Annotated in this window: 10 protein-coding genes and 1 riboswitch; of the genes, 5 read left to right on the plus strand and 5 right to left on the minus strand. The window is 59.0% G+C overall.

The features are described 5' to 3' along the window. Positions 1–42: 42 nt before the first annotated feature. Both ACN08V_RS02150 and ACN08V_RS02155 read right to left on the minus strand, forming a co-directional pair. The gene (locus tag ACN08V_RS02150; protein WP_419104367.1) at positions 43–1356 is read right to left on the minus strand and encodes an MFS transporter; all 1314 of its coding nucleotides are present in this window, start codon (positions 1354–1356) and stop codon (positions 43–45) included. Between the two features lie 103 nt (positions 1357–1459). Then, positions 1460–5146, minus strand: a complete 3687-nt coding sequence (locus ACN08V_RS02155; RefSeq protein WP_419104368.1) for an SNF2-related protein — start codon at positions 5144–5146, stop codon at positions 1460–1462. A 154-nt stretch (positions 5147–5300) separates the two neighbouring features. Beyond that, positions 5301–5427, plus strand: a riboswitch (SAM riboswitch). Between the two features lie 35 nt (positions 5428–5462). Here ACN08V_RS02155 and ACN08V_RS02160 point away from each other — a divergent pair. Together ACN08V_RS02160 and ACN08V_RS02165 are read left to right on the plus strand one after the other, a co-directional pair. After that, entirely contained in the window at positions 5463–5663 is a 201-nt protein-coding gene (locus tag ACN08V_RS02160) for a nuclease PIN (protein ID WP_419104369.1), read from the plus strand. After that, a complete protein-coding gene (locus ACN08V_RS02165; protein ID WP_419104370.1) occupies positions 5660–6091 on the plus strand; it encodes a plasmid stabilization protein in 432 nt (143 codons plus the stop codon). The genes ACN08V_RS02160 and ACN08V_RS02165 overlap by 4 nt, the downstream gene beginning before the upstream one ends. Before the next feature lie 30 nt (positions 6092–6121). Here the strand turns inward: ACN08V_RS02165 and ACN08V_RS02170 are convergent, their stop codons facing one another. Further along, a complete protein-coding gene (locus ACN08V_RS02170; RefSeq protein ID WP_419104371.1) occupies positions 6122–6895 on the minus strand; it encodes an SDR family NAD(P)-dependent oxidoreductase in 774 nt (257 codons plus the stop codon). 163 nt (positions 6896–7058) lie between these two features. On the opposite strand from ACN08V_RS02170, the gene ACN08V_RS02175 reads away from it, so the two are divergent. Continuing rightward, positions 7059–8780, plus strand: a complete 1722-nt coding sequence (locus ACN08V_RS02175) for a DUF6350 family protein (protein WP_419104372.1) — start codon at positions 7059–7061, stop codon at positions 8778–8780. 81 nt (positions 8781–8861) lie between these two features. On the opposite strand, the gene ACN08V_RS02180 is transcribed toward ACN08V_RS02175, so the two are convergent. After that, complete coding sequence (locus ACN08V_RS02180; RefSeq protein WP_419104373.1) at positions 8862–9269, minus strand: hypothetical protein; 408 nt, start codon at positions 9267–9269, stop codon at positions 8862–8864. A 125-nt stretch (positions 9270–9394) separates the two neighbouring features. On the opposite strand from ACN08V_RS02180, the gene purN reads away from it, so the two are divergent. Further along, positions 9395–9964, plus strand: a complete 570-nt coding sequence (gene purN / locus ACN08V_RS02185; protein ID WP_419099945.1) for a phosphoribosylglycinamide formyltransferase — start codon at positions 9395–9397, stop codon at positions 9962–9964. 116 nt (positions 9965–10080) lie between these two features. Continuing rightward, on the plus strand, positions 10081–11688 hold the full coding sequence (gene purH, locus ACN08V_RS02190; RefSeq protein WP_419104374.1) for a bifunctional phosphoribosylaminoimidazolecarboxamide formyltransferase/IMP cyclohydrolase: 1608 nt from the start codon (positions 10081–10083) through the stop codon (positions 11686–11688). A 290-nt stretch (positions 11689–11978) separates the two neighbouring features. Here purH and ACN08V_RS02195 read toward each other — a convergent pair whose 3' ends face one another. Next, on the minus strand, positions 11979–13697 hold the full coding sequence (locus tag ACN08V_RS02195; protein ID WP_419104375.1) for a substrate-binding domain-containing protein: 1719 nt from the start codon (positions 13695–13697) through the stop codon (positions 11979–11981). Positions 13698–13758 lie beyond the last annotated feature (61 nt).

The following is a 13758-nucleotide window of genomic DNA, read 5'->3' on the forward strand; positions in this document are numbered from 1 at the left end:
GGGGGCAAGAGATAAAGGGCGGGTGTTTGTTAGACCGCTGGGCTAGACGGAGGGAATTTGCCGGGTATCAGGGACCGGCTCAGGCACATAGCGCCATAGGGCCGGCACACGCACCGTCGCCAGGGCAATCGTGATAATCACCAGAGCACCACCCATAACCGCCGTCAGTGGGGCACCCATAGCCTCAGCCGCAAACCCCACCCCAGCGGTGCCCAACTGGGGGCCACCGACCACGGTAATAATGAAGAGCCCCTGCATCCGGCCTCGAATATGGTCGGGGGCAGCCGTCTGAATAATGGTAGAACGGTAGACCCCGCCCAGGGCATCGGCCCAGCCCATAAAAGCAAGAGCAAGCCCCGCCAGCGAAAGTCTCAGGAGGCTCTCGCGCACCGAGGCCCCCTGCCCCTGGCCGTCAAAAACCCAGGCAATCAGACCGAAAGCTGTAAAGCCCAGCCCCCAGCCTGCATAGCTCAGAGTCAAAAAGCGGCCCTGGCGCGAGAGGTCTTTGAGGAAACCCGAGAAGGCAATACCTGTGAGAGCCCCGATAGGGCCAGCCGCTAGCAGGAACCCTGCCCCTATCTCACCGCCACCAAAGGACAGGGCAGCAAGCGCCGGAATAATAGGGCGGGCCTGGGCAAAGAACATACCCAAAAGATCCACGAGGAAGGACATGCCCACCACCTGGTTACCGCGCACAAAACGCAGGCCCTCAGCAATGGACGACAGGCCGCCGCGCCGTGGTTGCTCGGCGGTGCCCTCAGGCTTCATGGCCGGGAGCCGGTAGAGCGCCCAGATACCCACCGTCATAGCCAGAACATTAATGGAATAAGTCAGCTGATAGCCCAGAGTCGCCACCAGAACACCACCAAGAATGGGGCCCAGGCTCATGCCCAGGGTACCCACCGACATCATGAGAGTATTGGCCGCTGGCAGTAGGCGGGGCTTGACCAGCCGGGGAATAATGGCACCGCGAGCTGCCTGGTTAATGGGCTGAAACAGGGATTCGGCGGCAATCAGAGCATAGAGCACCCAGACCGAGTGGATATTGAGCCAGGAATGAGCGGCCATGAGCGCGGTCAGCACCCACAAGCTCAGCGTCGCGGCCAGGGCCACCTTGCGCCGATCATAGGTATCAGCAATAACCCCGCCGTAGAGGCCACCCAGAACAAGCGGCACCAGCGCCACCAGGCCAACCGCTCCTACTGCCGCCGCCGATGAGGTCAGCGCGTAGATTTCCAGCGAGATAGCAACACCGGTAATGGAGTACCCCACGGTGGAGAAAATACCGCCCAACCAGATTCGCCTCAAGGCAGGGGAGTAGCTCAGAGGGGTCAGATCCATCAGCAGTTTAGCCACCCCTTATTCTCCTTTCGTACCCTTGTCCTGGTGCCAGATACACAGTTTCCTGCTCAACACGCGCGGTACCCCCGCATCTGGAAGGAAAGCCCGCACCGGTTACCTAGCTGGTGGGTTCCGCGTCGGTAAGCAGGTCCCTGATTTGTGCCGCCGTGAGCTGGGAGGAAAAGAAGGCACCCTCATCAACAACAGCATCAAAGAGGGCGGCCTTGGACTCTTTGAGTTCCATGACCTTCTCCTCAATCGTCCCGGCGGAAACCAGGCGGTAGACCATAACGTTCTTAGTCTGCCCGATGCGGTGGACCCGGTCCACAGCCTGCTGTTCGGCGGCGGGGTTCCACCAGGGGTCCATGATGAAGCAGTAATCGGCGGTGGTCAGGTTAAGCCCAAAGCCACCAGCCTTGAGCGAAATGAGGAAGACCGGGGCGGCGCCCTCTTCAAAGGACCGCAGGAGCTCGCCCCGGTTGCGGGTTGAGCCGTCCAAGTAGAGGTAGGGGATGCCCAACTCTGCGAGGCGGTCGGCAATCTTGCGCAGGTAGCCGGTGAACTGGCTAAAAATGAGGGCCCGGTGCCCGTCGTGAATGATCTCGGGCAGGTTCTCTGCCAGGTAGTCCAGCTTGGATGAGTCCACCTGAGCGTACTTTTCGGGGTCAATCAGTGAGGCATCGAGCGCCAAACGGCGCAGGGTGGTGAGGGACTGGAAGATAGTAAAACGGTTCTTGTCCATATCCTGTAGCAGGCCCAGAATCTTCTGTCGCTCCCGTTGCAGGTGGGTGTCGTAGGCCTTGCGGTGAGCCGGGGCCAGTGGGACGTCAATGCGGGTGTCTGTCTTCTCAGGTAGGTCAGCGGCCACAACTTCCTTGGTGCGCCGTTTCATGAGTGGGCGGATCCGGCGGCGCAGGCGGCCCAGAGCTTTAGTTTCCTCGCCCGATTCGATGGGAGTAGCGTAGGAATCTTTAAAAGCGCGGGCGGAGGGGAAGAGCCCCGGCGCGGTAATGGAGAACATGGACCACAGTTCCATGAGGTTGTTTTCCATGGGGGTACCGGTGACCGCAATTTTGACGCGGGCCGGTAAGTCGCGGGCAGCCTGGTGGGCCTTGGTCTTGGCATTCTTAACGAACTGGGCCTCGTCGAGTATCAGTCCGTTCCAGGGCTGGGCGGTACCGAGAGAGTAGTAGCTTTCCTCATCGAGTCTAAAGAGGGCGTAGCTGGTCACCACAACCTGCGCCCCGGCAATGGTCTTTTCCAGGGGGCGTTTGGATTTACGGACAGATTCCTCGACTCCTACCACGGTCAGCGAGGGCGCAAACTTCTTAATCTCCCGTACCCAGTTGGGTACAACGGAGGTGGGAGCAACTACCAGGAAAGGTGCCATCTGCTCCCGGCGCTCGCTGGCTTGCTCGGCGGCGTGCACAAAGAGCGCAATGGTTTGCAGTGTCTTGCCCAGGCCCATATCATCGGCTAGCACGCCACCCAAGGACTGTTCCCACAGGAAAGTAAGCCACTGGTAGCCCTCTACCTGGTAGGGGCGCAGGGTGGTGTGCAGGCAGGCTGGTACTTCCGCCAGACGGTGGTGTTCGAGGTTAAGCAGGGCGCTGACCTGCTCGTCCCAGGCGGTGACGGTGTGGGTTTCGGCGGCGAGTTCTTCGAGTTCTTCCCACAGGCCTACCTGGTGGCGGTTGATTTCCAGGGGTCCTGTCTTATCGGTGAGCTGCTGGGCTTCACGGAGCAAGTCTTGTAATTTCATGAACTCGGGCCGGTCCAGGGCAAAGTACTGGCCGTTGCCCAGGAGCAGGTGGGTCTGGTTTTTAGCCAGAGCGGCCAGGATGTCGGCAAAGCCTACAGTCCATTCACCGACCTTGATGGCGATACCCAGCCCGAACCAGTCTCGGCGGCGGGTGTCATCAACGGTCACAACAATGTCTGGGGCCTGGTCGAGTTCCTTGAACTCTGGCTGTGGCCCCCGGACCTGAACCCTGACCCCGTCAATCTTCTGGTAGGCGGGTAGGTAGGTTTCGAGCAGGGTTCGGGTGTCCCAGTTTTCGGTGATGTGCTTGGTAAAGGGCACACCGGGGCGGATTCGCTTGACGTCTTTGAGTACTCGATATTCGTGGGCTGTGTCGCGGATATCGGCGCGGTCTTCCCCGGGGTAGCCCAGGGCATCGAGCACGATGGTTTCGTCGTCGGTGCCGGTGGGGTTGGCGGGGTACTCCCAGTGCCAGGCGGTGCTTGCTCTAAAGGGCGGGCCGGGTTCACTAAAGGTGATGGTCAGAACCAGGGAGGGGGTGCGTACTGTGGGGAGCTCCAGCTTTTCGGAGGTGGTCGCTACCGGCAGGGTGCGGGTGAGGGCGGGGTAGAAGTCAGAGAAAAAGGCCGGTAGGTCTTTGGAAGGAACGGTGACCGGTTGACTGGACATCAGGGATTCGGCGACGGCATCGAGCGGTTCGTCCAGCGGAATAAGGACTAGCTCGGCTTCTGGGCTGAGCCAGCGAGGGCGGTGCTGGTGGGGCGCGGGTGCCTGGTGGGCCTGTTGAGTTTCTGGCTGGCCGGTGTGAATGGGGGCGCTTTCCTCCACATGGGCTAGTGCCGAGGGCAGGGCGGAGTCCCAGCGGGCGGCGGCGGCAGCTTCTACGTAGTTAGCTTGGGCACTCCCACCCAGGGCGATTAAGCCCTGCCGGTTGGTACCCATCTTGTGGGTGTAGCTTGCCGGAATGGTGTAGGAGTCCCAGCGGAGCAGGGGAGTGAGTTGGAGGGCGTCCTGGGAGCTGCCGCGTTCGGGGACGGGCGTGAGTTCCAGTTCTACCTGCGGGGTGTCGGTAATGACCAGCCCGGTTTCTTTGCCGTGGAGCAGAATGGGCAGGTTGATATCGTCGGCGGCCCGGAGCATCTGCCAGAGTAGGGATGAATCTACGGTGGAAAGCGATGCCCAGTCGCGGTGGGAGGTGTATATGGATTGGGAGCCGCGAATGACGGCGTAGAACTCGTTGAACCAGGTGGCGTGCTCAGCTAGCAGTCCGGTTCCGGCGGAGCCCGCGGCGTTTCCCGAGAACTTTTCCCAGCTTAGACCGCCTTTAATCCAGCGGTCACGGGCACCCATCATCAGGGGGCGAGCTTCAATGGTGATACGGGGTGAGCCGCTGCTTTTGGTCCAGCCATATTTGCCGGGGACGGTCAGGCGCAGGTCAAGGGCACCGGATACTCCGTGGTTGCGGTTGTCGTAGCCGGGGCGGGCGGCTAGGGAATGGGCCAGGGTACGCCGCCAGGTGGGTAGGGCGCTCTGGTCCGGGGTGCTGTCGGCGGGAGCAGGTTGCTCAAGGGGCAGGCTATCTTGGGGGGCAGCCAGAGATGAGGCGGTGGTGATGCCAAATTTTTCGAGTTCCCGCATGGCTTCTGCGCTGGGTCGGGTGCGGCCGCTCTCAGTAGCACGGGTGGTCCAGGTGCTTGATGAGGCCGTGAGCGCCCGCTTGGCTTTGGCTGAACGGTCGATGGCGGTCAGCATGAGCGCCACAGCGTGCTTGCAATTGTGGAGCACGGGGCAGGAACAGGTGGCAGAAAAGGGGTAGGAGCCTGCCGCAACTTGGGCCGGGAAAGTGATTCGGGTGCTGTAGGGCTGGGCTGTTGAGCCTGCTACCTGGCCTTCGAGAACCCGTTCGTTTTCGTCGTAGTGGTAGCGGATAACGCTCCCTTTCCGCATAGCGCCCTGCCCCCGGGTGTAGGTGCCTGAGCCCACCTGCCGAATAATGGCGGGTGCTGTGACTGGGATGTCGGGAAATGGTGCTGAATCTGCCACAAAAAACCTCACGCGTGCGGAGTAAATAGACCTAGTCTTCTAGCGTATCGCACGCTGATGAAAGCTGGCACCAGAAGATGAGAGGGAGGTCACGTTTTAAAAAATCTGGGCAAGAGTTTACAGGTGCCTGCGGTGTGAGTTATGGTTATACCAGCTTCAAGAGATTCAACTGTCAAGCTCCGACTTGGTTGAACGCCAACCCCATGTTCACGGGTGGCTCGGATGACGAAGCGGTCTTCATCGCGCATATTGGCGCTGTTTGGTGTAGACAAGAGCAAGTTTCGAAAGGAATGCGCACCTTAAGCGCAACGGCGATATGTCAAACACCCGCCCCCATGTCACTCTTCAAAAGAACAGGTCTGCAGCTGCTACGCCTGCCTGCGGTGGTTTTGTCGCTATCAGTATTCAGGACTATGCGCGTATCTCGAATGAGCGCAGTGAGTTCCTTAACTTCCTTCTGGCTCCTAACCCCAGCGGTATCCCAGCCCCTGAGTACGGTGCGCTGAAAGTTGCATGAGCCACGTCGGTCTGCTCCTTGATTCTGATGTCCTTGCCGAGATTCGCAAGGCTACCCCTCACCAGCAGGTTGTGAACTGCCTGCGCCGGAACTCCTACCGCACCATGTACGTCTCGGTGCTAAGCCTGGGCGAGCTTAAAGGGCTCTACCCCTACCCGGAGACTGAACGGTGGCTGGCTGAGCTGATTGACCGGTTTGGTGACCACCTCCTTGAGGTGGACACGCGGGTGTCTTTGGAGTGGGCTGGTCGTCATGCTGAGAGGCCCTTGCAGGCGGTGGGCTCTGAGTGCCAGGCTCCCCTGGCAAGGGCTGCTTTGGAGGGGCTGATGGCGGCTACAGCGACCGTGCACCGGCTTGAGATTATTTCGGGGAAAGCCGATGTCTACCGCACCTGGGGGGTTAGCGCTGTTAACCCTTGGGAGGACTAAGCAGGGAAGGGCACCCCCAGCTTGTGGATTCTAATAGTTCCGTGTGCGGGAAATCAGCGCCGCCACTGCCCTGCGGGGGATAATCTGCGAGATACCCGCTGCTACCTTATAGGGCAGGGAGGGCACACAGACCGGTTTACCGGCATTGACCGCCGCTATGGCTTCGGTAACTACCTGCTGGGGGCTGAGCCAGAATACGCCCGGCACTTTGGGCTGTTCTTGCCCCATGGCATGATGAAAATCCGAGCGGGTCAGGCCCGGGCAGAGGGCGGTTACATCAATACCTCGGTCCCGGTACTGGATATTTGCTGACTCTGAGGCAACCACCATAAACCGTTTGACTGCTGAGTAGGTGCCACCTGGTGTAAAGGCCGCCACCGATGCGACATTGATAATGCGGCCCCTGCCCCGTGGGAGCATGGCGAGGATTGCGGCGTGCATGAGCTGGAGGGGGACAGCTGCCAGGACCTGCACCTGATCCAGATGCCGCTGGGCGGGGGCCTCCTCAAAAAGCTGGCCCAAACCGAAGCCCGCATTATTGACCAAAATTTCCACCGGGCGCTCAGCCTGAGCTAGCCGGTCAACGAGTTTTTGAACGTCACCGGAAACCAGTAGGTCCGCGGGGATGACCTCAACCTCTACCCTGTAGGTTGAGCGGAGCTGGCCAGCCAGATTTTCTAGGGTCTTTTCCCTACGCGCGGTCAGCACCAGGTTATAGCCCGCTGCGGCGTACTGCCGGGCAAACTCGGCACCGATGCCGGCAGAAGCGCCGGTGACCAAAACATAGGTGTTCTCGATACTCATAGGGACACTCTACTCCCCGGCAATATCGTCCGTTGTCTGCCGTGGTTGAGGTTATTTTCACCGCACCTAGTATTCTTACGGTTCGTGACCAGGCGTAGAGACAGGAAACATGACATGATGAAAGGCGATGAATACCACCGTGCACCCCAAAAGAACCTTTCCCATGCCCCTGTGGCTTCAGGGCGCCGTTGAACTTGCTCTGGTTGCCCTGGTCTCCTATATCACCGTTGGGCTTATGCTCACAGCGGTCTGGTACACCAACGGTTTTAATACCGATACCGTTGCCGGCGCCCTGTCCGTGGCGGGCCATATCTGGTTGCTGGTCCACGGTGTCCCCCTGAATATGAACATACCCGCGCAGGGTAGCTTTTCGGCGGTGTCTGGGACGATGAGCCTGGTCCCACTGGGCCTCACTCTTATTCCGCTGGCCCTGTGCTACAGGTCGGGTCGCAGGCTGGCCCGTGCTAGCTACGAGGGCCAGTTTTGGGAGCCTCTTGTAGGTGGCATGGTGGCCTACTCGCTGGTTAGCGCCGGCATCAGCCTGATATCTACCGATGACTATTTCACCACCTCACCGGTGCTTGCGGCTATCATTCCCCTGTGGGTGACTGCCCTGGGTATTCTTGCCGGGGGCTTTGCTGAGTCGCGGTCCCTAGCTGCCATGATTGGTGTGGATGCCGCCGACTGGGTCAAGAAGTTTAGCCAGTACTCACGCTGGGCTGGATCCTATATTTGGGCTATGGTTCGGGCTTCCCTGGTGGGGGTTATGGCTTATGTTGCCGGTGGTTCTTTGCTCCTTGTGACCAGTCTTTTTGTGCACTGGGACAAGGTGGTGGGCCTTTACCAGGCTTTGCACTCCGGGGCAGTGGGCGGATTTGCCCTGACGCTCCTACAGCTAGGTTTGCTCCTGAACCTGGTGATTTACTCTATGGCCTGGAGCTCCGGCGCAGGCTTCTCTCTGGGCGTGGGGACCTCCGTAGGCCCCACCGGCACCAGCGTGGGCGTCATGCCCTCCCTCCCCGTACTGGGCGCTCTTCCGCATACCGCTGAACCCTGGGGCTACATCGGGTTGGCGGTGCCGCTGATTGCAGGTGCTGTGGGTGGCTGGTGGTTCTTCCGCGAGGGAGAAAACCACTTTGATGAGTGGCTTTCTCTTAAGATTCGCTTCCGCTGGATCTCCTGGCCGCTGTCCACCCTGGGCCTTGCCGCGCTTACCTTTATTCCCTCCTTTATTCTTCTCTTCCTTCTGGGCTGGGCCGCTCACGGTTCCCTGGGGCTTGGTCGCTTTACCGAGGTCGGGCCTTCACCCTTGCTGTTCGGCGCTTGCGGTGCCCTTCTGCTGGTGCTGGGTCTGATAATCGGCCTGGGCTTGGCTCATCTGCTGGTCCGTGATAGCAGCCTTGAACTGGAGCGATTTGCCGACCAGAAGCCCACCCGTGCCCAGAAGAAGCAGGCTAAGGCCGAAGCCAAGGCCAAGCGTGTCGCTGAACGGGCAGAAAAGAAAAAAGCCACGGCAGCGATCAACGATCAGGGGGAGAAGGATGAATACCCGGCGGCTGAGGAAGAGGAAGCTTCAGAAAACAGTCCTGAGACCGAACCAAACCTAGCCCATTCGGACTCCCCGGTGGATGCTCCCCGAGAACAGACCGATAGGGCAGATAAAGACTTAGCCGATGCTGAGCCTGAAACAGAGCCCGAAACGGACGACGAAGAAACAGAAAAAACTGATTCTGAGGCAGAGGCCCCTAAGAGCTTGGCCGATGCTGAAGAAAGGCAGGCGGAACCTACTAAGAAGTCCGCCCCCGTGGTCAAACGCCCTAAGTCCTTGCGCCGCCGTTGGAATCAGCAGCTTCAAGATCAAGCTGAGGAAGAACCCAGATTATAAGCGCATCAGCAGAATCTCTGCTCAAGAAGCCCCAGACCGCACACCGCGGGGCGGGGCTTCTCATATGGTGCCCAGGTGAGGCTAGTTACCCATCATCTGCTTGAAGAGTCCGTCGCTCATTTCTTGAGCACACTCCTGTTGGCGGGTAATCGTCAAAGCCCCTTGCAGACATTCTGAATAGGCAGAAGAGGCATCGGAAAAAATCAGCTGGAGACCGGCCCCAAAACTGAGGAAGAGGGACCAGAGCACAATCATGACCATGAGCATGATGGAGAACCCCGGGAAACGGACCTTAACCATTTTGACCAGGGTCGTGATAGCACAGGCTACGGTCAGTAGCGCTAAGAGCAAGGTGGCAACAGCTAGGGTACCAGCAAAATAGGTGGTACTGACCGTAGCAACTATCAGGAGGAAGGAAGAACGCGACCAGACCTTGACTGATTCAAGGGCTGATTCGGAGTAGGGGGAAACCTGCTGATTCTCTGACATAAGCACCACTGTACAACCTCAGTGGACTTCATAGAATTTCAGAGGAGGATAGAACCCACTCATCCTGGCTGATTATCATGGACATGCCTCCATCGTTAGCCGTGGCGTGCGATACACTGGTGTTCATGCGCATTGTGGTGATGGTGTCCGGCTCGGGCACAAATTTACAGTCCATTCTTGACTCCCTTGCAGATGGTCAGCTAACCGCCGATATTGTGGCGGTAGGAGCCGATAAGCCCTGCCTCGGCATAGAACGAGCACAGGGCGCCGGGATTGAAACTTTCCTCCTAGAACCTGCGGACTTCTCCACCCGCGCTGACTGGAACCGGGCGCTGGAAGAAAAAATAGCGAGCTACGCCCCCGACTACATTGTTTTTGCCGGCTTCATGCGGATCGTCGATGCTCAGCTCGTGGAACGCTTCACCGGGCGCATCATTAATACCCACCCGGCTCTGCTACCGTCCTTTCCAGGAGCCCACGGCGTGCGTGACGCCCTGGCCCACGGGGTCAAGATCAGCGGCGTGACCGTACACCTGGTCGATGCGGGAGTTGATACCGGCCCTATCCTGGCCCAGGCCGCCGTTCCCCTTCTTGACGGTGACACCGAAGAGAGCCTGCACGAACGTATCAAAGTGCAAGAACGCCAACTCCTGGTAGCCACCATAGCCTCCCTGGCGCAAGAGCCCACCGCCTAACCCTAGTTATAGCCCCACTCGGGGCTGGGCCTAGGGTCGGGGCTCCAGATAAAGCGACTCACACTCAGGTAACAACCTGCCGGTCCCCTCGCCGGCATACGAAACGGAGAAGATCTGTGAGTCTCATTAAGCTTGACCGCCTACCCCTCAAACGCGCCCTGATCTCTGTCTATGACAAGACCGGGCTAGAAGACCTGGCTCGTGGCCTACACGAAGCTGGGGTAGCCCTAGTCTCCACCGGTTCAACAGCCGCCACCATCGCCGCCGCCGGAGTGCCCGTCACTGAGGTTTCCGATATCACCGGGTTCCCCGAATGTCTTGAAGGCCGCGTGAAGACCCTGCACCCCCGCATCCACGCCGGTATCCTGGCAGACCGCCGCAAGCAAGAGCACATTGACACCCTGAAAGAAATGGACATTGAGCCCTTTGACCTGGTGGTTGTCAACCTCTACCCCTTCGTCGATACCGTGGCCTCAGGCGCTGACCAGGACGCCATCATCGAAAAGATTGATATCGGGGGCCCCTCCATGGTGCGTGCCGCAGCTAAGAACCACGACGCTGTAGCGGTCGTTGTTAACCCGGCCTCTTACGGCGCTGTTCTTGAAGCTGCCCAGAAGGGTGGCTTCAACCTGGCAGAACGCCGCCGCCTGGCCTCAGCCGCTTTTGCCCACACCGCCGCCTACGACACCGCCGTAGCCACCTGGACTGCCGCCCAGTTCGAAAAAGACGGGGAGGCCAACTACTGGCCCCCCTTCGCCGGTCTCTCCTTCGAGCGCAGTGAGTCCCTGCGCTATGGTGAAAACCCCCACCAGGCCGCAGCACTCTACGTTGATCCAACCGCAGCACCCGGTATCGCCCAGGCAGAGCTACTTGGCGGCAAAGCCATGAGCTACAACAACTACGTGGACGGCGATGCCGCCCTACGCGCCGCCTACGACTTCGAGGAACCCGCTGTAGCCATCATCAAGCATAACAACCCCTGCGGTATTGCCGTCGGTGCCGCCAAGGCCGCCGACCCCATTGCTGACGCTCACGCCAAGGCCCATGCCTGCGACCCGCTCTCCGCCTACGGCGGCGTCATTGCCGCCAACCGTGAAGTCACCGCCGCAATGGCCCAAACCGTCAAGGGTATCTTCACCGAGGTCATTATCGCCCCCTCATACTCCACCGAAGCCCTGGAGATTCTACAGAGCAAGAAGAACCTGCGTATCCTCCAGCTCCCTGCAGACTTTGCCCGCGACAGCATCGAGTACCGCCAAATCTCCGGCGGCGCTCTTCTGCAGGATGCCGATCGTCTACAGGCCGAAGGCGATGACCCCGCCAACTGGCAGCTGGTTGCCGGCCAAGCCGCTGATCCTCAGACCCTGGCAGACCTAGCCTTCGCCTGGAAAGCCCTACGCTCCGCCAAGTCCAACGCAATCCTGCTCGCCCAGGACGGTGCCGCGGTCGGCATCGGTATGGGACAGGTTAATCGCGTAGACTCCTGCCGCCTCTCCGTAGAACGCGCCAACACCCTAGCCCCAGGCCAAGAACGTGCCCGCGGCTCCGTAGCGGCTTCTGACGCTTTCTTTCCCTTCGCAGACGGCCTTCAGGTCCTTCTTAACGCCGGTATCCGCGCTCTTGTCCAGCCTGGTGGCTCCATCCGCGATGAAGAAGTCATCCAAGCCGCCCAAGAAGCGGGAGTGAGCATGTACTTTACCGGTGCACGCCACTTCTTCCACTAAAAACTTTCCTCGGGAGGCGTGCACCGATTACGGGCAGAATTTTTATCTTCGCTCGCTCAGAATTCTGCCCTCCATCACGCCACTTCTTCCACTAAAAACTTTCCTCGGGAGGCGTGCACCGATTACGGGCAGAATTTTTATCTTCGCTCGCTCAGAATTCTGCCCTCCATCACGCCACTTCTTCCACCAAACCCCAACCCAACACACACAAAAGTCCCGCCCCACGATGAATCGTAGGGCGGGACTCTGAATCAACGGAATACCGGAACAAAAACTACCCGGCTGATACCTTAATGCTGTTGAGCAGCAGCGGCCTCACTAGCGGCGTCAGAGATGCCGGTTAGAGCTTCAGCGAAAATACGCTGAATATCGGTGGGCGATGATGCGATGTGAGCCTCACCGCCAACACTCCGAGCAATGGTTGTCAGAGCGTTCATATCAGCCTCTTCCGAAATGCCAATCAGAATCACAAACACAGGGTTTTCAGGATCCTGCTCAGCCTGGATAGTGCTAATGAGCTCTTCCTGGCTAATCGAATCTGGATCAACGTTCTTGCCATCGGTCAGCATAATGACTGCGTTAACAGAGCCGGGCTGGTAGTTAGCCTTGGCAGAACGGAAAGTTGCCAGCAAGGTATCGTTCAGAGCGGTCTGGTCATCGGGGTTAATGGTAGCTGCAATACCAGCACCAGCCTCCTGAAGCAACTCACGCTGAGTCTTGCCGTCAACGGTTTCTTCAAGGCCGCGAACAGGGACCAGCTCTTCATAGTCCGAGACCTTACCATCAGCGGTTGTAATGTTGCGGGAGAACTTCCACAGGCCCATAGAGTCACGGGCCGGGAAGAGCTGAGAACCAGCCAGCACTGACTCAACGGTAATATCCATACGGGTCTTATCAGTACCAGCTACTTTATCGAGCATGGAGCCGGAAGCATCCAGCACAACCAGCGCGTTCAGGGGAGCGGACTGCAAGGAGTAGGAAGTCCACATCTGGCCCAGGGTTTCCTTGTTACTAGGAACAAGCGCCTTGTAGTCACCGACGTTCTTATCGTTGTTAACAACTGTGCCCTCAGCGGTGCGCAGACCGGCCTGTGCCAGAGCCTGCTTGCCCTCTTCGCTGGACATGAACTTAACGATCTGCTGGGCTGCCTCATCAACGGTGGTGTTGGTGCTAGAGGATGCCTGGTAGAGGGGATAATCCAGGGTAAAAGAGCCGTCACCGGGGACGGTAGCCTTAAGGCCTGAGTCGCTGTGCGATGCGGCGTAGGTTGCGTAATCAGCTTCGCTGACAACCACTGCGTCTTTGCTGCCGCTATCAACAGCCTCAAGGAGCTCAGAAGCGTTCTGCGCTGGTTCGTCAACCCCAATAGACTGCGCGCGCAGGGCGCTACCGCTAGTGAGGTCTTCAAGACTGACAGTGCCGCTAGAAGCTTCGGAGATACCGCCCATGAGCGCAGAGAAAGCGCCTGCTTCTACCTTAGGATCGCCCATGCCAACGGCGTCCTGGGCCTTGAGGACATCAAGCCAGTTGGAGTAGGTAGTGTCTTTCTCGGATACAAGAACACCGGGGCTCTTCGCCAGAGATTCAGCAATGGGGGTTAGCTCTGTTTTGGCTTCGGCCATGGCGAGCTGGGCACGGACACTGGAATCGGGAATCCACAGGTTGGTTGAGGCGGACTCACCGGCTACTTCGGTCACGATGTTGCTAGCGGTCTTCGTGGTGGTGATATCGAGGGTTACGCAGGTGTCCTCATCAACCGGCATGGATTTAAGTGCGGTTGCCATGGCATCAGTAGTAGCAACAGTTACAGACTGTGTGGTGGAGCAAGCTGCAGGGACGGCCTGCCCGCTGGGGGTTGAAGGGGTCTTATCGCCGGTCATGTTGACGTAGGCGATAGCACCGCCACTGAGCAGGATAATTGCGGCTGCGCCAGTTGCGATCCACTTGCGGCTGGCCTTCTTCTGTTGTTCAAGGCGCTGTTGGCGACGTGATTTTGGAGTTTCGGTCACGATTGTGAGGCCTCTTCCCTAATGCATGAGTGATGGGTGACGAGATGGGGGTATCCGGGTG

This window comes from Rothia sp. P5766, assembly GCF_048513555.1.
GTDB lineage: Bacteria > Actinomycetota > Actinomycetes > Actinomycetales > Micrococcaceae > Rothia.